This is a genomic window from Citrobacter sp. RHBSTW-01013 (assembly GCF_013781985.1).
In the GTDB taxonomy this organism is placed as follows: Bacteria; Pseudomonadota; Gammaproteobacteria; order Enterobacterales; family Enterobacteriaceae; genus Citrobacter; species Citrobacter braakii.
This window is the reverse complement of sequence record NZ_CP056185.1, coordinates 5,033,016-5,057,725: the sequence shown is the minus strand read 5'-3', so window position 1 is coordinate 5,057,725 and position 24,710 is coordinate 5,033,016. Positions and strand designations below refer to the sequence as shown.

At 53.1% G+C, this 24,710-nt stretch carries 23 protein-coding genes and 2 pseudogenes; 9 read left to right on the top strand and 16 right to left on the bottom strand.

Annotation, left to right across the window (positions count from 1 at the left end):
* The first annotated feature begins 260 nt into the window (after window positions 1-260).
* Window positions 261-2,084: a ribosome-dependent GTPase TypA gene (gene typA / locus HV350_RS24235; RefSeq protein ID WP_008786988.1), complete on the top strand. Its 1,824-nt coding sequence runs from the start codon at window positions 261-263 to the stop codon at window positions 2,082-2,084.
* Between the two features lie 69 nt (window positions 2,085-2,153).
* On the opposite strand, the pseudogene HV350_RS24230 reads toward typA, so the two are convergent.
* From HV350_RS24230 to yihU, 9 genes and pseudogenes are all read right to left on the bottom strand, one after another.
* Window positions 2,154-2,264, bottom strand: a pseudogene (locus tag HV350_RS24230) (oligogalacturonate-specific porin KdgM family protein); the annotation flags it as partial.
* 9 nt (window positions 2,265-2,273) lie between these two features.
* Window positions 2,274-2,971, bottom strand: a protein-coding gene (locus HV350_RS24225) for an IS1-like element IS1A family transposase (protein WP_103215986.1) whose coding sequence is annotated in 2 segments (ribosomal slippage) — window positions 2,274-2,722 and window positions 2,722-2,971 — 699 coding nt in all. Because the reading frame shifts where the segments join, the coding sequence is not laid out codon by codon here.
* A gap of 53 nt (window positions 2,972-3,024) precedes the next feature.
* Window positions 3,025-4,323, bottom strand: a pseudogene (locus HV350_RS24220) (MFS transporter); the annotation flags it as partial.
* Between the two features lie 46 nt (window positions 4,324-4,369).
* Window positions 4,370-5,752: an MFS transporter gene (locus HV350_RS24215; RefSeq protein ID WP_016155166.1), complete on the bottom strand. Its 1,383-nt coding sequence runs from the start codon at window positions 5,750-5,752 to the stop codon at window positions 4,370-4,372.
* A 45-nt stretch (window positions 5,753-5,797) separates the two neighbouring features.
* On the bottom strand, window positions 5,798-7,834 hold the full coding sequence (locus HV350_RS24210; RefSeq protein ID WP_181629496.1) for an alpha-glucosidase: 2,037 nt from the start codon (window positions 7,832-7,834) through the stop codon (window positions 5,798-5,800).
* Between the two features lie 48 nt (window positions 7,835-7,882).
* Window positions 7,883-8,725, bottom strand: a complete 843-nt coding sequence (locus tag HV350_RS24205) for an aldose-1-epimerase (protein ID WP_181629495.1) — start codon at window positions 8,723-8,725, stop codon at window positions 7,883-7,885.
* An 18-nt stretch (window positions 8,726-8,743) separates the two neighbouring features.
* Window positions 8,744-9,985: a sulfoquinovose isomerase gene (yihS, locus tag HV350_RS24200; RefSeq protein WP_181629493.1), complete on the bottom strand. Its 1,242-nt coding sequence runs from the start codon at window positions 9,983-9,985 to the stop codon at window positions 8,744-8,746.
* 12 nt (window positions 9,986-9,997) lie between these two features.
* Entirely contained in the window at window positions 9,998-10,873 is an 876-nt protein-coding gene (gene yihT, locus HV350_RS24195) for a sulfofructosephosphate aldolase (protein ID WP_016155170.1), read from the bottom strand.
* 19 nt (window positions 10,874-10,892) lie between these two features.
* Window positions 10,893-11,783, bottom strand: a complete 891-nt coding sequence (gene yihU, locus HV350_RS24190) for a sulfolactaldehyde 3-reductase (protein WP_047415632.1) — start codon at window positions 11,781-11,783, stop codon at window positions 10,893-10,895.
* A gap of 166 nt (window positions 11,784-11,949) precedes the next feature.
* On the opposite strand from yihU, the gene HV350_RS24185 reads away from it, so the two are divergent.
* From HV350_RS24185 to fabY, 6 genes are all read left to right on the top strand, one after another.
* Window positions 11,950-12,846: a sugar kinase gene (locus HV350_RS24185; RefSeq protein ID WP_104651901.1), complete on the top strand. Its 897-nt coding sequence runs from the start codon at window positions 11,950-11,952 to the stop codon at window positions 12,844-12,846.
* A gap of 33 nt (window positions 12,847-12,879) precedes the next feature.
* Window positions 12,880-13,683, top strand: coding sequence for a DeoR/GlpR family DNA-binding transcription regulator (locus tag HV350_RS24180; RefSeq protein ID WP_016155173.1), 804 nt, complete (start codon window positions 12,880-12,882; stop codon window positions 13,681-13,683).
* Between the two features lie 104 nt (window positions 13,684-13,787).
* Complete coding sequence (gene yihX, locus HV350_RS24175; protein ID WP_016157873.1) at window positions 13,788-14,387, top strand: glucose-1-phosphatase; 600 nt, start codon at window positions 13,788-13,790, stop codon at window positions 14,385-14,387.
* A complete protein-coding gene (locus HV350_RS24170) occupies window positions 14,381-15,253 on the top strand; it encodes a virulence factor BrkB family protein (protein ID WP_019077938.1) in 873 nt (290 codons plus the stop codon). Before yihX ends, HV350_RS24170 begins: the two co-directional genes overlap by 7 nt.
* On the top strand, window positions 15,250-15,687 hold the full coding sequence (gene dtd / locus HV350_RS24165; RefSeq protein WP_003028671.1) for a D-aminoacyl-tRNA deacylase: 438 nt from the start codon (window positions 15,250-15,252) through the stop codon (window positions 15,685-15,687). Before HV350_RS24170 ends, dtd begins: the two co-directional genes overlap by 4 nt.
* Before the next feature lie 44 nt (window positions 15,688-15,731).
* The gene (gene fabY, locus HV350_RS24160) at window positions 15,732-16,673 is read left to right on the top strand and encodes a fatty acid biosynthesis protein FabY (protein WP_049282313.1); all 942 of its coding nucleotides are present in this window, start codon (window positions 15,732-15,734) and stop codon (window positions 16,671-16,673) included.
* 5 nt (window positions 16,674-16,678) lie between these two features.
* On the opposite strand, the gene HV350_RS24155 is transcribed toward fabY, so the two are convergent.
* From HV350_RS24155 to HV350_RS24145, 3 genes are all read right to left on the bottom strand, one after another.
* The gene (locus HV350_RS24155) at window positions 16,679-16,966 is read right to left on the bottom strand and encodes a type II toxin-antitoxin system RelE/ParE family toxin (protein WP_047415626.1); all 288 of its coding nucleotides are present in this window, start codon (window positions 16,964-16,966) and stop codon (window positions 16,679-16,681) included.
* Entirely contained in the window at window positions 16,959-17,201 is a 243-nt protein-coding gene (locus HV350_RS24150; protein ID WP_016155179.1) for a type II toxin-antitoxin system ParD family antitoxin, read from the bottom strand. Before HV350_RS24150 ends, HV350_RS24155 begins: the two co-directional genes overlap by 8 nt.
* Before the next feature lie 64 nt (window positions 17,202-17,265).
* Window positions 17,266-18,174, bottom strand: coding sequence for an alpha/beta hydrolase (locus HV350_RS24145; RefSeq protein ID WP_181626727.1), 909 nt, complete (start codon window positions 18,172-18,174; stop codon window positions 17,266-17,268).
* 205 nt (window positions 18,175-18,379) lie between these two features.
* Between HV350_RS24145 and HV350_RS24140 the strand changes: the two genes are divergently transcribed.
* The gene (locus HV350_RS24140) at window positions 18,380-18,622 is read left to right on the top strand and encodes a CopG family transcriptional regulator (RefSeq protein WP_016155181.1); all 243 of its coding nucleotides are present in this window, start codon (window positions 18,380-18,382) and stop codon (window positions 18,620-18,622) included.
* On the top strand, window positions 18,622-18,996 hold the full coding sequence (locus tag HV350_RS24135; RefSeq protein ID WP_016155182.1) for a type II toxin-antitoxin system VapC family toxin: 375 nt from the start codon (window positions 18,622-18,624) through the stop codon (window positions 18,994-18,996). Before HV350_RS24140 ends, HV350_RS24135 begins: the two co-directional genes overlap by 1 nt.
* 36 nt (window positions 18,997-19,032) lie before the next feature.
* Here HV350_RS24135 and fdhE read toward each other — a convergent pair whose 3' ends face one another.
* The 4 genes from fdhE to fdnG are packed head-to-tail and all read right to left on the bottom strand — an operon-like array spanning window position 19,033 to window position 24,556.
* Window positions 19,033-19,962 carry a formate dehydrogenase accessory protein FdhE gene (gene fdhE / locus HV350_RS24130; RefSeq protein WP_181629491.1) on the bottom strand — a complete coding sequence of 310 codons (930 nt, stop codon included), beginning with the start codon at window positions 19,960-19,962 and terminating at the stop codon, window positions 19,033-19,035.
* Window positions 19,959-20,594 (bottom strand): formate dehydrogenase cytochrome b556 subunit, encoded by a 636-nt coding sequence (fdoI, locus tag HV350_RS24125; RefSeq protein WP_003028686.1) that lies wholly within the window; start codon window positions 20,592-20,594, stop codon window positions 19,959-19,961. The genes fdhE and fdoI overlap by 4 nt, the downstream gene beginning before the upstream one ends.
* Window positions 20,591-21,493 (bottom strand): formate dehydrogenase O subunit beta, encoded by a 903-nt coding sequence (gene fdoH / locus HV350_RS24120; RefSeq protein ID WP_003028691.1) that lies wholly within the window; start codon window positions 21,491-21,493, stop codon window positions 20,591-20,593. The genes fdoI and fdoH overlap by 4 nt, the downstream gene beginning before the upstream one ends.
* Window positions 21,494-21,505: 12 nt before the next feature.
* The gene (gene fdnG / locus HV350_RS24115; RefSeq protein WP_181629489.1) at window positions 21,506-24,556 is read right to left on the bottom strand and encodes a formate dehydrogenase-N subunit alpha; all 3,051 of its coding nucleotides are present in this window, start codon (window positions 24,554-24,556) and stop codon (window positions 21,506-21,508) included.
* Window positions 24,557-24,710: the final 154 nt, after the last annotated feature.

The following is a 24,710-nucleotide window of genomic DNA, read 5'->3' as shown; positions in this document are numbered from 1 at the left end:
TAAAAGGCGTTATCATGCGCACTATCGTGCAAAGGGGCTGCACCATGAAGGTTGTATTGCACCATTATAGTGCTTTAATGTGAACATTAAGCACCATATTGGTGCAAAGCATGTCAGATTACCCCTTTTAACGCTCCGTGAATGTGATCACAAAGAAACTCTGCAATACTTGTTTGCGGAGGATGTTTGTGATCCTGTTTTGTACTGCGATTAATCCGTGTACAATAACGCGCTATTTCTAAAATGCCTGAGGCAAAGTTGTGATCGAAAATTTGCGTAACATCGCCATCATCGCGCACGTAGACCATGGTAAAACGACCCTGGTAGACAAGCTGCTCCAACAATCCGGTACGTTCGATGCACGTGCTGAAACCCAAGAGCGCGTGATGGACTCCAACGATTTGGAGAAAGAGCGTGGGATTACCATCCTCGCTAAAAACACCGCTATCAAATGGAATGACTACCGTATCAACATCGTTGATACCCCAGGGCACGCCGACTTCGGTGGTGAAGTTGAACGTGTAATGTCCATGGTCGACTCCGTGCTGCTGGTGGTGGATGCAATGGATGGTCCGATGCCGCAGACGCGCTTCGTGACCAAAAAAGCCTTTGCCCATGGCCTGAAGCCAATTGTTGTTATCAACAAAGTTGACCGCCCTGGCGCGCGTCCTGACTGGGTTGTTGATCAGGTATTTGACCTGTTCGTTAACCTCGACGCTACCGACGAGCAGCTGGACTTCCCGATCGTTTACGCTTCCGCGCTGAACGGTATCGCAGGTCTGGATCACGAAGATATGGCTGAAGACATGACTCCGCTGTATCAGACCATCGTTGATCGTGTTCCGGCTCCAAGCGTAGACCTTGATGGCCCGCTGCAGATGCAAATCTCTCAGCTGGACTACAACAACTACGTTGGCGTAATCGGCATCGGCCGTATCAAACGCGGTAAAGTTAAACCGAACCAGCAGATCACTATCATTGATAGCGAAGGCAAAACCCGTAACGGTAAAGTCGGTAAAGTTCTGACCCATCTGGGTCTGGAACGTATCGAGAGTGATATTGCCGAAGCGGGCGATATCATCGCGATCACCGGTCTGGGCGAACTGAACATCTCCGACACCATCTGCGATCCGCAGAACGTCGAAGCGCTGCCGGCTCTGTCCGTTGATGAACCGACCGTAACCATGTTCTTCTGCGTAAACACCTCCCCGTTCTGTGGTAAAGAAGGTAAATATGTTACCTCTCGTCAGATCCTTGACCGCCTGAACAAAGAGCTGGTGCACAACGTTGCGCTGCGCGTCGAAGAAACCGAAGATGCGGATGCGTTCCGTGTATCTGGTCGTGGTGAGCTGCACCTGTCTGTTCTGATCGAGAACATGCGTCGTGAAGGTTTCGAAATGGCGGTTTCCCGTCCGAAAGTAATCTTCCGCGAAATCGACGGCCGTAAACAAGAGCCGTTCGAAAACGTAACGCTGGACGTAGAAGAGCAGCATCAGGGTTCTGTCATGCAGGCTCTGGGTGAGCGTAAAGGCGACCTGAAAAACATGAATCCAGATGGCAAAGGCCGCGTACGTCTTGACTACGTGATCCCAAGCCGTGGTCTGATCGGCTTCCGTTCAGAATTCATGACCATGACTTCCGGTACCGGTCTGCTGTACTCCACCTTCAGCCACTACGACGATGTTCGTGCGGGTGATGTGGGTCAGCGTCAGAACGGCGTACTGATCTCCAATGGCCAGGGTAAAGCAGTTGCGTTCGCACTGTTCAGCCTGCAGGACCGCGGTAAGCTGTTCCTGGGTCACGGTGCTGAAGTTTACGAAGGCCAGATCATCGGTATTCACAGCCGCTCTAACGACCTGACTGTAAACTGCCTGACCGGTAAGAAACTGACCAACATGCGTGCGTCCGGTACTGACGAAGCAACGGTTCTGGTTCCGCCGGTTAAGATGACTCTGGAGCAGGCTCTGGAATTCATCGATGACGACGAACTGGTAGAAGTTACCCCAACCTCTATCCGTATCCGTAAGCGTCACCTGACTGAAAACGATCGTCGCCGTGCAATGCGTGGCGCGAAAGAAGAGTAATTAACGCTCTTTCTCAGGTAAGCATAAAAAAGCCGCTGATTTCAGCGGCTTTTTTTATCATCAGGAGAATTAGAAGAAATACTTTGCCCCAACACGAATCTGGTTTTGTTCGCGATGATAGGGTTCAACATTGCGATCTAACCAGCGTAATTCAAGGTAGGGTAACCAGTGTTCGGTAATGACTCCAACTTATTGATAGTGTTTTATGTTCAGATAATGCCCGATGACTTTGTCATGCAGCTCCACCGATTTTGAGAACGACAGCGACTTCCGTCCCAGCCGTGCCAGGTGCTGCCTCAGATTCAGGTTATGCCGCTCAATTCGCTGCGTATATCGCTTGCTGATTACGTGCAGCTTTCCCTTCAGGCGGGATTCATACAGCGGCCAGCCATCCGTCATCCATATCACCACGTCAAAGGGTGACAGCAGGCTCATAAGACGCCCCAGCGTCGCCATAGTGCGTTCACCGAATACGTGCGCAACAACCGTCTTCCGGAGCCTGTCATACGCGTAAAACAGCCAGCGCTGGCGCGATTTAGCCCCGACATAGCCCCACTGTTCGTCCATTTCCGCGCAGACGATGACGTCACTGCCCGGCTGTATGCGCGAGGTTACCGACTGCGGCCTGAGTTTTTTAAGTGACGTAAAATCGTGTTGAGGCCAACGCCCATAATGCGGGCAGTTGCCCGGCATCCAACGCCATTCATGGCCATATCAATGATTTTCTGGTGCGTACCGGGTTGAGAAGCGGTGTAAGTGAACTGCAGTTGCCATGTTTTACGGCAGTGAGAGCAGAGATAGCGCTGATGTCCGGCGGTGCTTTTGCCGTTACGCACCACCCCGTCAGTAGCTGAACAGGAGGGACAGCTGATAGAAACAGAAGCCACTGGAGCACCTCAAAAACACCATCATACACTAAATCAGTAAGTTGGCAGCATCACCAGCCCATCGTGAGTGCTGCAATAATTGCAAGTCCGCAAGGCCAGAGGAAAATAAGCTGACGTAAACCAAGCAGTGTGGCATCGCGCTGGACTATGTTGGGGATATAACCGATTTGCGTCAGCATGATGCCCGGCAGGAAGCCTGCGAGCGCAGCAGAAATTTTGCGAGAAAAGGTATAACCCGTATACACCGAACCTTCCGCACGGATCCCCGTTTTCCATTCGCCATAATCGACCGTATCCGGAACCAGTGCCCAGTTTAGACTGTTAACAAAAGCGGTTCCGAAGAAGGCCATGCAAGAGAACGTGACGAATAAAAATGACGTACTGCCCCAGAAAAAGTTCAGCACATCACCGATAGCCCATAGCGCCAGGCCACCGAGGTAAACCTGCTTTTTACCGAAGCGTTTTACAGCTGTGGGAACCAGCAGTACCCCAACCAGAATGCATCCCATGCTGAAGAAACCCATCCACGACAGCAGATGAATATCGTTGAGCACGTACTGGGTGTAATACACCTGGATCGCCAGCTTGATGTTGAATGCCGCCAACGTGCACAGATTGGCGACACACAGCACCAGCAGTGGAGGGTTACGGAAAATGGCGCAGAACGACTTGAGAATGCTGGGCTTATGGTGATCCGGCACGATTTCGATATAGCGTTCCTTCACACCGCTAAAGCACCACCACATACTGAACAGTCCGCAGACGGAGAAGATCAGTGCGGCAATCAGATAACCCAGCGAAGGTGAACTAACAAATAGCGCCTGAATAGGCATAAAGCCAACAGTACACAGTAACAGGCCTACGGTAGCGCCGCCCTGACGCCAGGCGGCGAGCTGAGCTCGTTCATGCGGGTTTTTCGTGATCGCGGGCACCATCGCGCCGTAGGAGCAGTTCATCAGGCTATAGAACAGCCCGAACAGCATAAACAACACTGTCGCCAGTCCGGTTTTCACCGTTAGCGTAAAATCTGTCGCTAAAAACTGCGCGCTGGCAACGACAGCGACAGGAAATGATGCATACAAAATAAAGGGCCTGAATTTCCCTTTTGCGCCAATATTACGCCTTGAGTCCAGCAACACACCGGTCAACATATCAGTGAAAGCGGTGAAGAACTTCGCCACCAAAAAGATAATCCCACCGTAATACGCCGGCATCCCTAGTTCATCGGTATAAAATTTAAGCAGATACAGCGTACCGATACACAGCATCAAATTTGAGCCGAAGTCACCCACTCCGTAGGCGAATTTTTCACGCAGGCTCAGTTTTAGCGTTAGCGGATCATGAAAAGACATAATCGCTCCTCAATAGCGCCCCGTAGAGCGCTATTCATTATTATTATCAAACGGGTTGTTTACGCGCTTCTATCTCTTCAACGATGCGGACATACATCTTCTCGTTAAGGTTGTAGAAACAGCCCATAGCTACAATGGTGATCACCGCCAAGGCGCAAGGATAAATAAAGATCAACTGACGCAATCCTTCGACCGTACTTGCAGATTGCACCACATTGGGGACGTAGCCGATTTGTGTCAGCATCCAGCCCGGGAAGAATCCTGCCAGCGCTTGTGACACTTTACGGAAGAAGGTGAAACCGGTGTATACCGTACCTTCAGAGCGTACGCCGGTACGCCATTCGCCATATTCCACGGTATCGGAGACCAGCGCCCAGTTCAGGCTGTTGACGAATGCCGAGCCGAAGAACGCCAGACAAGAGAACGCGACAAAACTGACGGAGCCGCCGCCAAAGAAGTAATTAAGCAGATCGCCCGCCACCCAAATCAGCAAACCGCCGATGTAGACTTTTTTCTTGCCGAAACGTCTGACCATGCCAGGCATTAGGAAGACGCCGATGAAGATACAACCCATGCTAAAAAAGCCCATCCAGGAAAGGAGGATCGGGTCATTAAGAACGTACTGGGTGTAGTAGACCTGTATTGCCAGCTTGACGTTAAACGCGCCAAGCGTGCAAAGGTTGGCAATGCACAGAATAAACAGCGGGCGGTTACCGGCGATGGCGCGAAAGGATTGCAGCAATCCCGGTTTTTGCGCGGCATCAACGGGTTTCACTTCCACGTAGCGTTCTTTTACCCCGGCATAGCAGAGCCACATAAACAGCAGGCCAAACAGAGAAAACAACGTGGCGGCGAAGATATAACCCAGCTGCGAGTTGCCTTCGATCAGGTTCATTACGGGAACAAAGCCGACGGTACACAGCAACAGACCAAGGGTTGCGCCACCTTGCCGCCAGGCGGCAAGCGACGCGCGTTCGTCAGGATTTTTCGTAATCGCGGGAACCATCGCACCATAAGAGCAGTTCATCATGCTGAAAAACAATCCGTACAGCATAAACAGCACCGTTGCCATGACCGTTTTACCGGTTACTTCAAACGGAGTACCGACAAAGTTTGCAATCGCCAGCAAGGTAACCGGAAATGCGGCATAAAGAACGAACGGACGGAATTTTCCCTTCGGGCCGATTTTGCGGCGGGAATCAAGCATAATCCCAGTGCCCATATCGGTAAACGCGGTAAAAAACTTGGCGATGAGGAAAATGATACCGCCATAAGTTCCTGGTAAACCAAGGACATCGGTATAAAACTTGAGTAAATAGAGCGTACCAATATCCAGCAGGATATTGGAGCCTAAATCACCCATCCCATAGGCGAGTTTTTCTTTGAACGGCAAGCGTAGGGTTGCCGGATTAGAGGAAGTCTGACTCATTATTATTCTCCATATGCCCGCGAGTTTCCCCGCGGGCGAGCCGCATTAGATGTTGCGTAAAGTGGCAAACAGTGACGCCCATTCACTCTTCGCGCGATAAAACACCGGAGGCTTGCCAATAGGCGCATCCACGGTAATTTCACCGCCCTGGTAAGTTTCCCCGGTCCAGATGTTGACCCAGCTATCCTCCGGCAGATACAGAGTCCAGTTTTGCTGGCCTTGTTCGTGAACCGGCGCAACCAGCACATCCTGTCCCAGTAGGTACTGATATTTCAGGGTGTAGGTCCGCGCATCGTCTTCGTAATGTAGGAATAGCGGACGCATCACCGGCAGACCGGTAGCGCTGTTTTGTGCGACTGCCTGTTTCAGGTACGGTTTAAGGGTGGTAAAGACGGTGGTCATACGAGCAAAGTGGGCGATGGTTTCAGCATCACCATCAAACTGCCAGTTATCGCCAGGGCGGTTACCTTCGTGGGTGCGCATCATCGGCGTGAAGGCGCTAAAGTCACACCAGCGCAGCAGCAGCTCTTTGCTGCGTTTCATTTCAAATAGGGTGGTGTAGCCGCCGATATCGCTGTGGTGCAGACCATGACCGCTCATCGCCAGTGACAGCGCTGCAGGAACGACGGAAGCCAGACCGTCGTCAAGGCTCCAGTCAACGTTCTGATCGCCTGCCCACATCATGGTGGAGTATTTCTGGCTGCCGGTGTAACCCGCACGCATAAAGAACAGGATCTCGCCGAGCTTGCCAGTCTCCTGTAACGCTTCGTAGTTACATTTCGCCCACAGCGCAGGCCAGGCGTTATGCATAATTTCAGCGCTAATGCCATTGTGCAGGTAAGTGTCGGTTGGCAGGTATTCGCCAAAGTCGGCCATCCAACCGCCGCATCCCAGCTCAATCATGTTCTTTTTGATGACTTCTTTGAACCAGGCGTAGGCTTCAGGGTTGGTCAGGTCCACCACGCCGCCATAAAACTCGCCAAACTCAACCAGATAGTCAGCGCCAGAGGAATGTTTCGCCAGATAACCGTGCGCAGCCGCTTCAGCGCAGAGATCTTTATCGCTGGCGACGTACGGGTTGATGTAGGAGAGGAATTGCACGCCTTCTTCTTTCCACTGCTTAATACGGCTATCCAACTGAGGATAGTTGTCGCTGTTCCACTTCCAGTTCCACATCACGCGTTTGCCAAAGGAGGTCATGCGGATCCCGGACCAGTCCTGCGCCCAGATGCCGTTTACTTTCACGCCTGCGTTACGCATGGTGTCCAGTTTGTTCTGGCAAACCTCAGTACCGCCTTGAATACCGAGCGTGACGCCATCGTAGATCCAGTCCGGCAGCTCCGGCTGGCGTCCTAACAGCGCGGTTAGTTTTTCCAGTAAAGAGATGTAGGTGTCAGCGCATTCAAATCGTAGAGTGGTTTTGTCCTCCCACAATGCCAGTTCGTGATACTCCGGTGCGCTGAAGTCGAAATTCATATAGCAGCTGTTATCAACGTGGCAGTAGTACTTCTGCGTGCTGACGAAGGTCGGCTGCGGGAAAAAGGTCCAGTAGTAGTCACCACCGGCATTTTCTTTGCAGTCTGCCTGCCAGGTGACATAGCTATTTTTGTTACGGCCCACGCCCTGTTCGCTGGTCCACAGTGGGAACGGTTTACCGCGTAAGTCGAAATAAGAGAACTGTTCACCGCAGCCGTAAATATGATCGTCCGGGTTGGCAGCCAGACGCAGCCAGATGCGGTTATGGCTGAGGTCATCGTTGTGCAGATCCAGCTTCAGGCGACCCTGTTCATCGGTGGAGATGTGCAGCGTGGCGTTGATGGTGTTACCGCGACTGAAATGCACCTGCCAGCCGTCAGGCGACTCGCTGACCGTGGCGTCGGTCAGGGCAATCTTCTCATTGAGCTTGTCTTTAATGCTGAAGTTGCCGCGGAACATATCAATATCGGCAACGCCAGCGCCGATCCACAGGCAGGGGGTTTCTGTGCTGTGACGTAAAATCAGGCGCTGGTGGTATGTCAGCGTAAAGCCATTCTGTAACGTCGTTAGTTCTAAAGCGGTTGACCGTTGTTGTAGCGAATTCATTATCGTCTCCGTAAAAATAGGGTAATTCGGTAATTTGTCGGAAAACTGTTATTCACTGCCGATTAAAAAATGCATCTGATGCGCTTCTCCGGGCGCGAGATGAATCAGGCTAATTCCGGAGTTAAAGGCGTCTGGCGGGCAGGTCATCGGTTCAACTGCCAGGCCGCGCCTTGCTAATTTCTCGCCGGTATATATCTGCAGCCAGGGCTGGTGGCTGCGTAAAAAGGTGGACATGTTTTGCGATTGACTGGTTATCCTGACTTCCCACTCTGCATCAGGTGGCAACGTCCTGAACGTATGATCGATAGTGGTCTGCGCAATGAGTCGCGGCGTGGTGAAATCCCGTTCACCACATGTTTCTTCACTCGCCGGAAGCGTTAATTCACAGCCATCGATGGGGTGTAGATTGCAGGTCAAGTAAGGATGTGCTCCCGCGCCATACGGTGCGATTTCATCTCCCACATTCTGTGTACGAATAAACACGTGCAATCCACAGTCTGCCCCGAGTCGGTAAATCACCTCTGAAACCAGCGCAAAGGGATAACCATAAGAGGGCGGCAGAAAAATCATCAGCGACACTTCCGATGCCGACTGCTGGTTAATCTGCCAGTCTCGCCAGGCCAACAGCCCATGAATGGCGGTATGCGAAACAGGGTCGTTAACGGCAAGCTGGAAGGTCTTGCCGTTATGTTGATAGCAGCCGTCTGCAACGCGGTTTGGCCATGGGACTAACACTTTTCCTAAATGCGCCTGCGGCATCTCTTCCGGCTTATGTGGAATAACGATGTGACGTCCACGATGCATCAATTCTGCCAGCCCAGCGCCAACCGTGACGATTTTCGCCTCGTAGTGTCCGGCCTGAAGATGAATGGTTTTTCCACCACTATGCATGGCTGCTATCCTTGTGACTTATTTGGCGTTGATATCCAGAAGACCGGCAGCAACCGCCGGAGCAAGGCCCGGAGCCAGCGGTAGACGCGGGATTACCAGGCAGTGCAGCAGGTGATAAATGTCCTGCTTACCGTCCCAGACTTTGGTGGTCACTTTGTTGTCGGTGTCCAACTCCTGCCACCATGAACCGGTCTCGTAGTCCATCAGATAGGTGATGCAGTAATCCCACCACTTCTGGTACCAGGCTTCGTACTGGCTGTCGCCGGTGAGGGTATACAAGGCATAGGCGGTACCCATGGCTTCGACTATCGGCCAACGCACTCTTTCGCGAACGATTGGTTTACCGTCCCAGTCCACCGAATAGACAAAACCATCCGCACCGTCCGGTGCCCAGGCATCACGGATGGTGGCGTGGAACAAGCCTTTGGCATCTTCCAGCAGCCAGGCGGGAGGCGTTTCGAAGCGGGCTTCCAACGCGGCATGCAGATGCAGCATCAGACGGCCCCATTCGATCCAGTGGCCCGGCGTGCCGCCGTATGCGCGGAAACGGTGAGCAGGGTTATCCTTGTTGTAATCACAAATTGGGTTCCACTGTGAATCGAAGTGCTCGTTGACGCGATACTCCCCGCTGCGGGCCACGTCGTGAATAATCACCGAAGCAATTCGCAGTGCGCGATCGAGCCATTTACGGTCATGGGTAACGTCATAAACGATCAGGAAAGCCTCGACCGCGTGCATGTTGGCATTACCGCCACGGTAATCTTCCGTCTGGCTGAAGGCTTCGTCCCAGGACTCCAGGCACATCTGCTCGTCTTCGCTCCAGAAGTACTTTTCAATCACCTCGATGGCATCATCCAACAATTGTCTGGCCTGTGGATGACCGGTTGTGACCGCGCTTGCCGCGCCGAGCAAGACGAAGAAATGCTGATAACCCTGCTTGGAGGCGTCCATCACGCCTTCGTCATTCACGCAGGCGTACCAACCGCCGTAGCGTGTGTCGCGTAGCGCACCGTTCAGCGCTTTAATGCCGTGATCGACGAGTTGGTATGCGCCAGGCCGTCCCATTGACGCGGCAACGGAGTAGACGTGCAGCATGCGGGCGGTGATCCACAGATGTGTCCCCATATCTGCTCTGACCTGACCACTGTTTCCCAGCCAGCCAAATCCGGTAGGTACCGCAGCGTTCTTACCAAAGTTAAAGATGCGGTCTGTTTCCTGCTCCAGCCAGCGGTTGTGGCTTAGGGTGTTAAACCATTTCATTCTGAGATCCTCTTAGCGCCGGGCCATCATTTCATCGACGATATCGCCCAGACGCTGCAACTTAGGTGCGGAAACATCACGCAGCATCAGTTCGGTATCCGGCAGGCCAACCACGGATGACCAGACCGCACGTCCGGCCAGGAAGCCGGATGCGCCAGCGGTCATTGCTACGCTGACCGCGCGTGGGAACAGTTTTTCATCCACACCGGAGGAGAGAATGACCCACGGCATGTTGATGTTTTCATTCAGGCGCTGAGAGGCGCTAAGCAGCTCTTGTTGGGTTCCTTTGCCGTACAGAGGCATTTCGACCTTGTAGAGATCGGCACCGCTATCACCCAGTTCTTTCGCGGCATCGATAATGGCTTGTTCACGATCGAACTTATCGCCACGACGTGGTGGGCGAACAACCGGCTCGATGATGCTCAGCAGACCATTGGAATGGCATAGTTCATTGAATTCTCCCACCATATCAAGACGTTGTTGGGCATCTTCATCGCTACGCCACAGCACCAGCAGTTTGAGGGCCTTGGCACCATCTTGCTTCACGGTCTGCGGGTCGATTTTTTTATCAATCACCACGCTATCGACCGGAATACCGTTACCCGGAATGAACTCATCAGCGGCCACAATCATGGCGCAGTTTTTGGCGACCGCGTTTTGCTCTACAACCTGGCGGTAGCAGAACTGCTGATCGACCAGAATGGCGGAGGCATAGGGGGAAAGGATCTTCGCCGCATTGACTTTGAAATCGGTCAGCACGCTGTCATTGACCGGGGATTTTGCACCCGCGGCGGCAAACATTAAGCGCATGGCTTCGCGCTGATCGACCGCCAGCATGGCAAACCCGCCGGAAGCTCGGGTGATATCTTTCAGGGTGTACTTGGTCATTGTTCAGTCCTTTTACTTATCAAAGTTGGGAATTCAGTCCGGCAGATGTCCGAACCTGCTCGAGTATTGCGGTCCAGTCTTCCCGGCCACGGCCAGCGGCGCGTGCCTGGTTATAGACTTCGCGGGAAGCGGCGCCGAGCGGCATCGGCACGTGCAATTGGTTGGCAACGTCCAGGGCGATGCCAAGATCCTTGTGAGCTAAATCGATCATGAAAGCCGGGGAAAGATCGCCTTTCAGCACTTTGTTCGGCCAGGAGGTAGTAAAGTGGCCTTTTCCGGCGGGGGTGCCGCTCATGACTTGCAAAGCCACATCGAAGGAGAGACCAAGTGCCTCGCACAACACGGCGGCTTCGGCAGAGAGGGCGTTTAGCGCGATACTCATGTAGTTGTTGATGAGCTTCACGCGGATCCCCATGCCGGGACCACCTGCATTGATCAATTCATTACCCATCGCCATCAGAACCGGTGTGGCGCGTTCTACCTGCTGTGCCGTTCCACCTGCCAGCAGCAACAGCGTTCCCGCTATGGCGTGATCGGAGGTGCGTCCAACCGGGCAATCCATCATATCGAAGCCTTTGGCACGCATATCGGCGATGAGTTTATCGGTTTGCAGTGGGTGAATAGTCGACATATCAATTACTAACGCCTGCAGGGAGAGGCTTTCGCAAATACCCTGCTCGCCGAACAATACGCTGCGCACCAGATCGCCGTTTGGCAGCATGGTGATGACAAATTCTGCACCTTTTGCTGCCTGAGCCGGGCTACTGGCAGGCTGTGCTCCTTTTTCCACCAGGCGCTGAACGGCATCCGGGTTAACGTCAAAGACGCTGAGTTGATGACCCTGCTTCAGCAAGTTGCTCGCCATGGGTGAACCCATCTGACCTAATCCGATAAATGCTATAACTGCCATAACGTTCTCCTGAGACGTGGATGTCATTTTTTGTCATTTAAGGTCGTTTGTTTCTGTCTGTTTTTGATCGTATTTGTAATTTATGGTCAAAAAATTGACAGCCGTCACTTTTTAAACATTTTGTGAAATTAAAATGATCCCATCTTGAAACGCCTAAGGAACGACCATGATTCGTATTGCTTGTGTAGGTATTGCCGTGATGGATCGCATCTATTACGTGGAAGGTTTACCGACTGAAGGAGGTAAGTATGTGGCGAAGCGTTATACGGAAGTGGGCGGCGGGCCTGCTGCAACGGCCGCAGTGGCTGCAGCGAAGCTGGGCGCGCAGGTGGACTTTATTGGCCGTGTGGGCGATGACGACACCGGAAATAGCTTGCTGGCGGAGCTGGAGTCCCTGGGGGTAAATACCCGCTATTCCCGGCGCTACGCGGGGGCGAAGTCTTCACAATCGGCAATTATGGTTGATGCGCAAGGGGAACGGATTATCGTTAACTATCCCAGCCCGGATTTACTGCATGATGCTGACTGGCTCAATGAGATCGATTTTACCCAGTGGGATGTGGTGTTGGCGGATGTTCGCTGGCACGAAGGGGCCAGGCAGGCGTTCACATTGGCACGTCGGGCGGGAGTGATGACGGTACTGGATGGTGACGTAACGCCACAAGATATCCGCGAGTTGGTGGCATTAAGCGATCATGCTGCGTTTTCTGAACCCGGTCTGGCGCGTTTAACCGGGATAAACGATCCTGAAGCCGGACTGAAACAAGCACAAACGCTCACAAATGGTCACGTGTATGTAACGCGGGGCAGTGCAGGCTGCGACTGGATAAAAAATAATACGTTGCAGCATCAATCTGGATTTAAAGTCGACGTTGTTGACACAACGGGGGCGGGGGATGTTTTCCACGGTGCGCTCGCGTTTAGCCTGGCCGGCGGCGACCTCCCGGAAGAGGCCGTCAGGTTCGCCAGCGGAGTTGCTGCGCTAAAATGTACGCGTCCGGGAGGAAGGGCCGGAATCCCTGACTGTGATCAAACCCGATCTTTTCTGTCACTTTTTGTATAAAATGCCAGGGCAATGGTTTTTCGAGGAAATTTCATGAGTCTTACCGAACTGACCGGTAACCCGCGACACGATCAACTGCTTATGCTGATTAGCGAGCGCGGTTATATGAATATCGACGAGCTGGCCAGCCTGCTGGACGTGTCCACGCAGACCGTGCGTCGTGATATTCGTAAACTCAGCGAGCAGGGATTAATTACGCGTCATCATGGTGGCGCGGGCAGAGCCTCCAGCGTGGTGAATACGGCGTTTGAGCAGCGTGAAGTCTCCTGGACGGAGGAGAAAAAAGCCATCGCGGAAGCGGTGGCGGACTACATTCCCGATGGGTCAACGGTGTTTATTACCATTGGCACCACCGTTGAGCAGGTGGCCCGCTCGCTGTTAAACCATAATCATTTGCGCATTATCACCAACAGTCTGCGCGTGGCGCACATTCTTTATAACAATCCACGTTTTGAAGTCATGGTGCCGGGGGGAACGTTACGCCCGCACAACAGTGGCATCATTGGTCCTTCTGCCTCGGCATTTGTCGCTGATTTTCGGGCCGATTACCTGGTAACCAGCGTTGGCGCGATCGAAAGTGATGGCGCGCTGCTGGAGTTTGATGTCAATGAAGCCAGCGTGGTGAAAACGATGATGTCGCACTCAAGACACATTCTGCTGGCAGCAGATCATACGAAATATACGGCTTCTGCCGCGGTAGAAATTGGTAACGTCTCTCAGGTGACCGCGCTGTTTACCGATGAATACCCAGGTCCCGCATTGCATAATTTACTCCAGTCACAACAGGTTGAAATTGTGCAGGTGAGTCCTTCACAAGATGATGCTTTGGCCGTGTAATTCCTCAGATGATGGCTCGATAAGTTCGAAGCCATCACTCTCACATAGTCAAACTTCTCCTTTCCCGCTACAGTTATTCATCCACGGCGAATAAGGAGAAGGGCATGCTCTATATCTTTGATTTAGGTAATGTGATTGTCGATATCGACTTCAACCGCGTGTTGGGCACATGGAGCGATCTGAGCCGTGTACCGCTGGCCTCGCTGAAGCAAAGTTTCACCATGGGGGAGGCTTTTCACCAGCATGAGCGAGGTGAAATAACGGATGAAGCCTTTGCCGAGGCGCTATGTCATGACATGGCACTGCCGCTAAGTTACGAGCAGTTCTCTCACGGCTGGCAGGCCGTTTTTGTGGCATTGCGCCCTGAAGTCATCGACATCATGCATAAACTGCGTGAGCAGGGGCATCGGGTGGTCGTTTTGTCGAATACTAACCGTCTGCACACAACATTTTGGCCGGATGAATATCCTGAAATTCGTCAGGCTGCTGACCATATTTATCTTTCCCAGGATCTGGGCATGCGAAAACCGGAAGCGCGGATTTACCAGCATGTCCTGCAGTCTGAAGGTTTTTCTGCGGACGATGCGGTCTTTTTTGACGACAACGCCGATAATATTGAAGGAGCTAACCGGTTAGGGATTACCAGTATCCAGGTCGTCGATAAAACGACCATTCCTGACTATTTCGCGAAGTTGTTATGCTAAAAAATGTTCAGCAACAAGCCAGGCATCATACGCGTCCTGTACGGGCCTGGCTGAAGCTACTATGGCAGCGGATTGATGAGGACAACATGACGACGCTGGCAGGGAATCTTGCCTACGTTTCACTGCTCTCATTAGTGCCGCTTATCGCCGTTGTGTTTGCTCTTTTCGCCGCATTTCCGATGTTTTCCGACGTCAGTGCCCAGCTACGTCATTTTATTTTTGCAAACTTTATCCCGGCGACGGGAGACGTCATCCAGCGTTATATCGAACAGTTTGTCGCCAACTCGAACAAAATGACGGCCGTTGGGGCATGTGGGCTGATTGTCACGGCGTTATTGCTGATGTATGCCATTGATAATGCTCTGAATACTATCTGGCGCAGTAAGCGCACTCGTCCCAAAGTTTACTCTTTCGCCGTCTACTGGATGATCTTAACGCTGGGGCCGCTGCTGGCGGGGGCCAGTCTGGCGATCAGCTCTTATTTGTTGTCATTGCGCTGGGCCAGCGATCTCAACTCGGTGATTGATGACGTCTTGCGTATTTTCCCTCTGGTGCTTTCCTGGCTCTCGTTCTGGCTGCTTTACAGCATTGTACCGACTACGCGTGTGCCCAATCGTGATGCGGTTATTGGCGCCTTTGTGGCCGCCGTGTTGTTCGAGGCCGGAAAGAAAGGATTTGCGCTCTACATCACGATGTTCCCGTCGTATCAGCTCATTTACGGTGTCCTGGCGGTGATCCCCATTTTATTTGTCTGGGTATACTGGACGTGGTGTATCGTCTTGCTAGGCGCGGAAATAACTGTCACTCTCGGGGAATACCGCAAACTTAAACAAGCCGCAGAACAAGAAGAAGCAGATCAACCATGATTGCATTAATTCAGCGCGTAACCCGTGCCAGCGTCACCGTGGAGGGCGAGGTGACGGGTGAAATTGGCCCAGGACTTTTAGTCCTGTTAGGTGTCGAAAGGGATGATGACGAACAGAAAGCGAACCGTCTGTGTGAGCGCGTACTCGGCTATCGAATCTTTAGCGATGCCGAAGGAAAAATGAACCTCAACGTGCAGCAATCAGGTGGTAGTGTGCTGGTGGTTTCACAGTTCACGCTGGCGGCAGATACCGAACGTGGCATGCGCCCGGGGTTTTCGAAAGGCGCTGCGCCCGAGCGGGCAGAAGCGCTGTATGAATACTTTGTTGAGCGTTGCCGCCAACAGGAAATGAATACGCAAACCGGTCGATTCGCTGCGGATATGCAGGTTTCACTGGTTAATGATGGCCCCGTGACGTTCTGGTTACAAGTATGAACCAGCTACCGGTGTGGCCGCGGGCAACAAGAGAGAATACGACTATGTATCACCTTCGAGTACCGCAAACAGAAGAAGAGTTGGAGCGTTACTACCAGTTTCGCTGGGAGATGTTGCGTAAACCGTTGCACCAGCCCAAAGGCTCCGAACGGGATGCCTGGGACGCGATGGCGCATCACCAGATGGTGATGGACGAAGAGGGAAATCTGGTCGCGGTCGGGCGTCTGTATATCAATGCGGATAACGAAGCCTCCATACGCTTTATGGCCGTTGACCCCTCAGTGCAGGAGAAAGGGTTGGGCACGCTGATGGCGATGACCCTGGAGTCTGTGGCGCGTCAGGAAGGGGTAAAGCGCGTAACCTGTAGCGCCCGTGAAGATGCGGTTGAATTTTTCGCCAAACTGGGGTTTGTGAGTCAGGGCGAAATTACCACGCCGCAAACCACGCCGGTGCGCCATTTTTTGATGATTAAGCCCATCGCAACGCTGGACGACATTCTCCATCGCGGGGACTGGTGCGGACAGCTACAGCAAGCCTGGTACGAACATATTCCATTGAGTGAGAAAATGGGCGTGCGCATTCAGCAGTACACCGGGCAGAAATTTATTACGACGATGCCAGAGACAGGCAATCAGAACCCGCACCATACGCTGTTTGCCGGAAGCCTGTTTTCACTGGCGACGTTAACGGGCTGGGGGCTTATCTGGCTGATGCTGCGCGAGCGTCATCTGGGGGGGACGATAATCCTCGCCGACGCGCATATCCGATATAGCAGGCCAATTACCGGGAAACCTACCGCTATTGCCGATCTGGGCTCGCTGAGCGGTGACCTGGACCGTCTGGCAAGAGGCCGCAAGGCGCGCGTTCAGATGCAGGTCGGGGTGTTTGGCGATGACACGCCGGGCGTCGTGTTTGAAGGTACCTACATTGTGCTACCCGCGAAACCGTTTGGCGCATATGAAGAGGGCGGGAATGAGGAAGAGTAGTTTCTCTAGTTAAAATGCAATATTGGGTTCATTTGCTGATGTAAAATGCGGATTATGAAAATGCCATAATCCGCATTTTGATAAAAAATTGCATGTTGGCGGTGGTTGTATTGACGGGTACCTTCCTTAATTTCAGAGCTGTTGCGACCCATCAAAGGGTTTTTCTCTAATAGTAAAAAAAGCTGCTCTATCTCAGTCGTGTATTTATCTGCATGTTGATAACCGAATTTTCTCCAGGTGTATTCATAGATAGATTCAAAGTCTTCGACTGCCCGATTAGAGAGTTTATACATTCAGACTGCGCTTCTTCCTGAGCGCGACCTCCTGTAGAGTCAGGTCGCTTGTGCCACTGTGTATCCCATCCTCCAGCGCGTCGCGTAATGCATTATTTCGCAATTCTTGTTCCTCCAGCAAACGCAATGCCGAACGAACAACTTCGCTGGTGGAGCCATAGCGCCCACTTTCAATCATTTCGTTAATAAAACGATCGAGATGCTCGCCAATTGTAATGCTGGTAGTTCTGGGCATAAGTTTGTCCTTTGTGTTATCTATTCACACAAGATAGCACCCGTGGACGAAAACATAAACAACCCTAACGGCCAAGCCGCCAGGCCACATCTCGCATAACATTTCGTGCCGCCTGGCTCACTCCTGCCAGCTGGAAAAATCCGTGGATAACGCCAAGATAGCGTTGGCAGGTACACTCCACGCCCTGCTCCAGGATCCGTTGATACAGGGCCTCACCCTCATCGCGCAGTGGGTCGAATTCGGCTGTAATGATGTGCGTGGGCGGCAGACCGTTGAAGTCTTCACGCCAGACTGGGCTGGCTTCGGGATGCCGCAGGTCGGTTTGCGGCAAATACATCTCGTAGCCCGAAAGCAACGTGTCACGCGTGATAATGTAATCCTGCCCATTTCGGTCGTAGCTCTCAAACCTGGCGGTTGCGTCCAGCATCGGGTAAATCAGCATAAGCTGCGCAGGTTGCCATTGATTGGCAGCTTTCAGGCGCAGTGCAGTGACCAGCGCCAGATGCCCGCCCGCGCTGTCGCCAGCAAGCGTAATTCTGCCGCGGTCGACACCCAGTTTCTGGGCATACTTCCAGATAATATTGGCTCCCGTTTCAGCGTCGTTATGTGCAGCCGGGAAAGTATGCTCTGGCGCAAGGCGATACTGCACCGCAATGACTCGACAGCCGCTGTACCAGGCGAGCTGCCTTAGCTGGTTATCATGCGTCGCGAATCCACCACTGACAAAGCAGCCACCGTGATAATAGATAACGCAGGGGAGATTTCCCGTGGCGTCCCGCGGCGAAACAACGCGAAATGTCATTGCATCGAGTTCAATATCTTCAACCTGTACGCGGGTTTCAGTTTCTCCTGCCAGTACCGTGCTGGCAATGTAGCCTGCTCTCCGGTCATCAATATTTTGCTCGCGCGAAGAAGGGCGTCCCGCCGCGATAAATGCCTCAACCAGCTGTGCAATCCCGCTTTCCAGTGCCATTTATTATTTTCCTTATCTGTATGGATATACAGTTTTATAACCTGGATAACCACGAATGAAAATGGGAAAAGTGGCGGGGTGTACGATTCTGGAAAGCGGCTCGCAAAAGTAAAAATCGTTCGCGTGAAGGCTATTTTCTCGCTTTTCTCGGGTGTATGTTGTGTGGAAATTAATCGCCAATGATATACTGGAGGTATATGTGAGTATGATGGCTGGGATGGATATGGGCAGAATTTTACTCGATTTATCAGACGAAGTGATCAAACGTCTTGATGATCTCAAGGTGCAGCGTAATCTGCCGCGGGCTGAGCTTTTGCGGGAGGCTGTTGAACAGTATCTTGAGAGGCAGGATCAAGCTGAAACGACAATTTCACGTGCTCTTGGGCTATGGCAAGGTTGTGAGGAAGATGGCGTTGATTATCAGCGTAAACTCCGTGAGGAATGGTAATGGTCACAGGATCTGCCCTTTTTGATACCAACATCCTCATCGACCTGTTTAGCGGGCGAAGTGAAGCAAAACTAGCGATAGAAACATGGCCGCCGCAGAACGCAATCAGCCTCATTACATGGATGGAGTTGATGGTGGGCGCAAAAAAATATCATCAGGAATCTCGCACACGCGTTGCGCTAGGCGCTTTTAATGTGATCGGTGTTTCACAGGATATTGCTGAACGAAGCGTGAGTATCAGGCAGGAATATGGGATGAAATTGCCGGATGCCATCATTTTGGCCACTGCGCAGATTCATCGTCTTACACTGGTTACGCGTAATACCAGGGATTTTGCAGGCATATCCGGCGTGGTCACACCGTATACGTTATAACCCGGGCGACCTGCGCCGCCCGGTAGTGCGAAGAACTTACTCCCCTTCACCCGGGAACAGGAACGGGTTGATGGAGCTGCGGGCAAAGCCCTCTTGCTCCATGTGTGCGTCCAGCATCAGTGAAGCGAGATCGTCGGCTACGGCCTCGACTTTCGGGTCTTTTTCCTGATAGAGAATCTTCAGGTAAGTCCCGCAATCGCCGCAGCTTTCAGCTTTAATTGCCGCCTGTTCGTTATCCAGCGACCAGTAGTTCAAATCACGGCTCTGCTCGCAGTTGCTGCACTTCACGCGCACCACGTGCCACTCAGTTTCGCACAGGTTGCAGTGCAAATAGCGCAGCCCCTGAGTGGTACCGATTTGCACCATGCTGGAGACCGGCATTGAACCACACACCGGGCAGTACTGACGCTGTTCGCCGTATTCCGCACGGGCTTTGCCGGGGATCAGGCTCGCCATCTGCGCCCAGTAGAGCGACAGGGCAGCCCAAATGAACGGTGCTTTGTCGCTGCTGACGGAGGCGAAATCGGAGGCAAACAGCGCGCTGGCCATCAGTTCCAGCTCCTGCTCCGAGGCTTTTTCCAGATTCTCGATCACGGCCAGCGCAGGGCCGCTCATTTCCGGCTTCAGCTCAGCAATTAGCGATTGCAGCAGTTTTTGCCAGTGCTTGTCGCGTGGCAGAACGTGGATATCCAGTGGCGGTTTGCCCTGATCGTTCGCTTCTTTGATGCGAGCGCTCAGATCCATCTGCAGCGGATGGTCGTACAACACCACTTCCTGCGCGTGAGCGATTAGCGCGGCAAAACGCAGGTAATCACCCAGCGGGTTGTTTTCGGCCAGCTCGCGCAGACGTTCAGCGCGGCGGTTATACAAATTTTTGAGTCTGGGGAATAATAACGGCGGAATCATATCCGCCGTGCGTTTCTCGCTCTTCTCCAGCTCATCTTGCGGGATTATGCGAATACTCATTCAGATGACTTTTCCTGTTTCTGGCGGACTTCACGGTACCAGCGCGGGTGATGTTTCTTCGCCCATGAGCTGGTAACCCATCCTTCCACCATCGCGGTAATGGTGCCTTTCACCCAAAGGGCGGCGTAAATGTGCACCATGATAACCACAATTAACGCTACTGCGGCAAATGAATGCAGCATTAACGCGAATCGGATCACCGGGATTGAGAAAGCAGGCGCAAAATACGGACGCCAGATGACCACTCCGCTCACCAGCAACAGGACCAGGAAGATAATCGCCGCCCAGAATACGCATTTCTGGCCGAAGTTATAACGTCCCGTGTCACCTACTTCCTCGTTGACGACAATCTTACGAATATTCTTCGCCCAAAAGATATCATCCCGATTGATTAGATTGTGGTGCCAGTAACGGAAAAACATGATGATAAACGAGGCAAACATGATCACGCCGACAAACGGGTGCACAATTCGCGCCAGTTGCGGCGTGCCCATGATGTGCATCAGCCAGTTAAAAGACGGGAAGAGAAAACCCATCCCGCTCACTGCCGCCAGAATGAAGCAGAAGGCGGTGATCCAGTGGTTGATGCGTTCCGGCGCCGTGTAGCGCACGATGGTGTCACGTCGTTTCATTTGCGCACCTCGTCTTTTTCTTCATGCAGATTGTCTTCTTCCTCTTCCGCACGGTTCGGGCCTACGCCGACGTAGTGGAAGATACTGGCCGCAAATGTCGCTGCAAAGCCGACGGCTGCGAGAGGTTTCCAGATGCCTTTCCAGAACTTCACGGTGGCGCTGATTTCCGGGTTCTCCGGCAGACCGTGGTACAGATTCGGCTTGTCCGCATGGTGCAATACGTACATCACGTGCGTACCGCCAACGCCTGCCGGATCGTACAGACCCGCGTTTTCGTAACCACGCGTTTTCAGCTCCGCCACGCGCTCACCGGCCAGCGTTTTCATCGACTCTTTAGTGCCGAAATGAATAGCGCCGGTTGGACACGTTTTCACGCAGGCTGGTTCTTGTCCGACCACTACACGGTCAACGCACAGCGTACATTTGTAAACGCGGTTGTCTTCCGGGTTGAGGCGCGGCACGTCGAACGGGCAGCCCGCGATACAGTAGCCACAGCCGATGCACTGCTCGGACTGGAAGTCGACGATACCGTTGGCATACTGAATGATTGCTCCTTCGGCCGGACACGCCTTCAGGCAGCCCGGATCGGCGCAGTGCATACAGCCATCCTTGCGGATTAGCCACTCCAGTTTGTCGTTTTGTTCCACTTCCGAGAAGCGCATTACCGTCCAGGATTTAGCGGTCAAATCAGCCGGGTTGTCGTACACCCCAACGTTGTTGCCCACTTCGTCACGGATGTCGTTCCATTCTGAACACGCCACCTGACACGCTTTACAGCCGATACAGGTGGTGACGTCGATAAGCTTCGCCACCTCTTCCTGATGGTCCCGCGCCTGAGGCGCGGGGGTGAAACCGTTAGTGGCGGAACGACGAATGATGTCTTGCGATTGATAAGCCATAGGTCGTCTCCGTTACACCTTTTCCACGTTCACGAGGAAGGACTTAAATTCCGGCGTCTGCGTGTTCGCATCACCGACGAATGGCGTTAACGTGTTAGCGATAAAGCCTTTTTTCGCCACACCTTCGTAGCCCCAGTGAATCGGAATACCGATAGTGTCGATATCCTGACCGTTGGCCTTCAACGTGCGAATACGTTTAGTCACTACCGCTTTGGCTTTAATGTAGCCACGGTTAGAGGAGACTTTGACGGTATCGCCATGAGAGATACCGAGCTTACTCGCCAGCTTCTCGCCAATTTCCACAAACTGCTCCGGCTGGGCGATAGCGTTAAGCAGCGCATGCTTAGTCCAGTAGTGGAAGTGCTCGGTCAGACGGTAGGTCGTACCGACGTACGGGAACTTATCCGCTTTACCCAGTGCTTCCGCGTCACCTTTAAAGATACGTGCGGCAGGGTTAGAGATAACGTTCGGGTGCAGCGGGTTAGTCCCCAGCGGCGTTTCAAACGGCTCGTAGTGTTCCGGGAACGGACCTTCTGCCATCTTATCGATAGCAAACAGGCGTCCCATCCCTTCCGGCTGCATGATGAACGGCCCAACGTTGCTGCCCGGCGCGGCGGCACTGTAGTCTGGAATATCCATCCCGCTCCATTTCGCCCCGTCCCATTTCAGGATCTGACGTTTTGGATCCCACGGATTCCCCTGCGGGTCTGCGGAGGCGCGGTTATACAGAATGCGGCGGTTGAGCGGCCACGCCCATGCCCAGCCCAGCGTATTGCCAAGGCCTGACGGATCGGCGTTATCGCGACGTGCCATCTGGTTGCCTTCCGGCGTCCAGCTACCGGCAAAAATCCAGCAGCCGCTGGAGGTGGTACCGTCGTCACGCAGTTGGGCGAATGAGCTAAGCTGTTGGCCTTTCTTGACGATAACGGCACCGGTGGCCGGGTCGATAATGTCGGCCAGGGCTTTACCGTTGCTCTCCATCGCCACTTCTTCCGAAGCCGGTTCGTGTGGTGTGGAGTAGTTCCAGGTCATGCTCAGCACCTGTTCCGGGTTCGCGCCACCCTGTTCGGCATACATCTTGCGCAGACGCAGGAAGATACCGGCGAGGATTTCACCATCGGTAACGGCAATCCCTGGGGCATCCGCACCTTTCCAGTGCCACTGCAGCCAGCGACCGGAGTTGACGATAGAACCGTTCTCTTCGGCGAAGCAGGTGGACGGCAGACGGAAGACTTCGGTCTGGATTTTCGACGGGTCAACATCGTTCGACTCACCGTGGTTCTGCCAGAAGGTGGAGGTCTCTGTATTGAGCGGGTCGATGGTGACCAGGAACTTCAGTTTGGATAGCGAAGCCACCACCTTGTTTTTATTCGGGAATGATGCGACCGGGTTAAAGCCCTGGCAGATATAGCCATTCACTTTGCCTTGGTTCATCATCTCGAAGTACTGCAGGACGTCGTACCCTTTATCCCACTTCGGCAGCCAGTCGAAGCCCCAGCTGTTTTCCGCTGTCGCTTTATCGCCAAAGAAGGCTTTCATCATCGAAACGAAGAATTTCGGGTAGTTGCCCCAGTAGTTCACCTGGCCTTCCAGCAACGGTTTTGGCGTGTTGGCGGCAAGGTAAGTTTGCAGGTCAGTTTGCTTCTCGCTTGGCAGCGTCATATAGCCCGGCAGGCTTTGTGACAGCAGACCTAAGTCGGTCAGACCCTGAATGTTAGAGTGTCCGCGCAGGGCGTTAACGCCGCCGCCTGCCATCCCCATATTGCCCAGCAGCAACTGGATCATCGCCATGGTACGGATGTTCTGCGCACCAACGGAGTGTTGCGTCCAGCCCAGTGCGTACAGGAACGACGCGGTTTTATCTGGGCGGCTTGTTTCTGCGATGTACTCACAGACCTTCAGGAAGTCGGCCTTTGGCGTACCGCAGATATTTTCTACGACGTCCGGCGTGTAGCGGGAGACGTGCTGTTTCAGCAGGTTCCATACGCAGTGCGGATGTTGCAGGGTGACATCGCGTTTGGCGAAGCCTTTTTCATCCAGTTCGTAGTTCCAACTGGTTTTGTCATACTTGCGTTTGTCCGCGTCGTAGCCGGTAAACAGGCCATCTTCGAAACCGTAATCCTCACGCACGATCAGGCTTGCGTTGGTATAGGCTTCAGTGTATTCGCGGTTGAATTTTTCGTTGTTCAGCAGGTACAGCAAAACGCCTGACAGGAAAGCAATGTCAGTACCGGAACGAATCGGAGCATAGAAATCAGCCACTGCCGCGGTTCGCGTAAAGCGCGGATCGATAACAATCAGCTTCGCGCCGTTGTGAATTTTGGCTTCCATCGCCCAGCGGAACCCGACCGGGTGAGCTTCAGCGGCGTTACCGCCCATCACCACAACGAGGTTGGCGTTTTTAATGTCGACCCAGTGGTTGGTCATCGCACCGCGACCAAATGTTGGAGCAAGACTTGCTACCGTTGGTCCGTGTCAGACGCGTGCCTGGTTGTCGACCGCGAGCATACCAAGCGCGCGGGAGAATTTTTGTGTTAAATAGCCGGTTTCGTTACTGGAAGCGGAAGCACACAGCATCCCGGTGGAAAGCCAGCGGTTAACGGTTACGCCTTCGGCGTTTTGTGCAACGTAGTTAGCGTCGCGGTCTTCTTTCATCAGCTTAGCGATGCGGTCAAATGCCTCATCCCAGCTAATCTGTTGCCACTTATCAGAGCCAGGTGCGCGGTATTCCGGGAATTTCAGGCGGCTTTCAGAGTGGATGAAGTCCACAAGTCCTGCCCCTTTCGGGCACAGTGCGCCACGGTTCACCGGGTGATCCGGGTCCCCTTCGATATGGAAGATGGATGCTTTGGCGTTTTTTGCTCCGTCACCGAGACTGTACATTAACAGTCCACAGCCAACGGAACAGTAAGTGCAGGTGTTACGGGTTTCGCGGGTGCGCAGCAATTTATATTGCCGTGTTTCCGCTAGCGCTACGCCGGGTGCAAAGCCCAGTGCCGCTGCCGTGGTGCCTGCCATACCGCCAGCGCAGATCTTAAAGAACTGCCTTCTGCTGACCTGCATGGTTCGCTCCTTGTTTCGACATTGTCACGTTCCCTTCGTTTTCCTATAACGCGAACGCGAGGGAAGTGGTTGTTATTTTTCTTTGCGGACGGGACCGCAAAGGTCCAGAATTGGGTGAATTTCCCTCCGTCCAGGAGGGGTTTGTAAAGAATAC

Bases quoted from the DNA above. Each gene is read 5' to 3' on its own strand.
- HV350_RS24215 (WP_016155166.1), bottom strand. From the start codon at position 5,752: ATGAGTCAGACTTCCTCTAATCCGGCAACCCTACGCTTGCCGTTCAAA.
- HV350_RS24210 (WP_181629496.1), bottom strand. From the start codon at position 7,834: ATGAATTCGCTACAACAACGGTCAACCGCTTTAGAACTAACGACGTTA.
- HV350_RS24205 (WP_181629495.1), bottom strand. From the start codon at position 8,725: ATGCATAGTGGTGGAAAAACCATTCATCTTCAGGCCGGACACTACGAG.
- yihS (WP_181629493.1), bottom strand. From the start codon at position 9,985: ATGAAATGGTTTAACACCCTAAGCCACAACCGCTGGCTGGAGCAGGAA.
- yihT (WP_016155170.1), bottom strand. From the start codon at position 10,873: ATGACCAAGTACACCCTGAAAGATATCACCCGAGCTTCCGGCGGGTTT.
- yihU (WP_047415632.1), bottom strand. From the start codon at position 11,783: ATGGCAGTTATAGCATTTATCGGATTAGGTCAGATGGGTTCACCCATG.
- HV350_RS24185 (WP_104651901.1), top strand. From the start codon at position 11,950: ATGATTCGTATTGCTTGTGTAGGTATTGCCGTGATGGATCGCATCTAT.
- HV350_RS24180 (WP_016155173.1), top strand. From the start codon at position 12,880: ATGAGTCTTACCGAACTGACCGGTAACCCGCGACACGATCAACTGCTT.
- yihX (WP_016157873.1), top strand. From the start codon at position 13,788: ATGCTCTATATCTTTGATTTAGGTAATGTGATTGTCGATATCGACTTC.
- HV350_RS24170 (WP_019077938.1), top strand. From the start codon at position 14,381: ATGCTAAAAAATGTTCAGCAACAAGCCAGGCATCATACGCGTCCTGTA.
- dtd (WP_003028671.1), top strand. From the start codon at position 15,250: ATGATTGCATTAATTCAGCGCGTAACCCGTGCCAGCGTCACCGTGGAG.
- fabY (WP_049282313.1), top strand. From the start codon at position 15,732: ATGTATCACCTTCGAGTACCGCAAACAGAAGAAGAGTTGGAGCGTTAC.
- HV350_RS24155 (WP_047415626.1), bottom strand. From the start codon at position 16,966: ATGTATAAACTCTCTAATCGGGCAGTCGAAGACTTTGAATCTATCTAT.
- HV350_RS24150 (WP_016155179.1), bottom strand. From the start codon at position 17,201: ATGCCCAGAACTACCAGCATTACAATTGGCGAGCATCTCGATCGTTTT.
- HV350_RS24145 (WP_181626727.1), bottom strand. From the start codon at position 18,174: ATGGCACTGGAAAGCGGGATTGCACAGCTGGTTGAGGCATTTATCGCG.
- HV350_RS24140 (WP_016155181.1), top strand. From the start codon at position 18,380: ATGATGGCTGGGATGGATATGGGCAGAATTTTACTCGATTTATCAGAC.
- HV350_RS24135 (WP_016155182.1), top strand. From the start codon at position 18,622: ATGGTCACAGGATCTGCCCTTTTTGATACCAACATCCTCATCGACCTG.
- fdhE (WP_181629491.1), bottom strand. From the start codon at position 19,962: ATGAGTATTCGCATAATCCCGCAAGATGAGCTGGAGAAGAGCGAGAAA.
- fdoI (WP_003028686.1), bottom strand. From the start codon at position 20,594: ATGAAACGACGTGACACCATCGTGCGCTACACGGCGCCGGAACGCATC.
- fdoH (WP_003028691.1), bottom strand. From the start codon at position 21,493: ATGGCTTATCAATCGCAAGACATCATTCGTCGTTCCGCCACTAACGGT.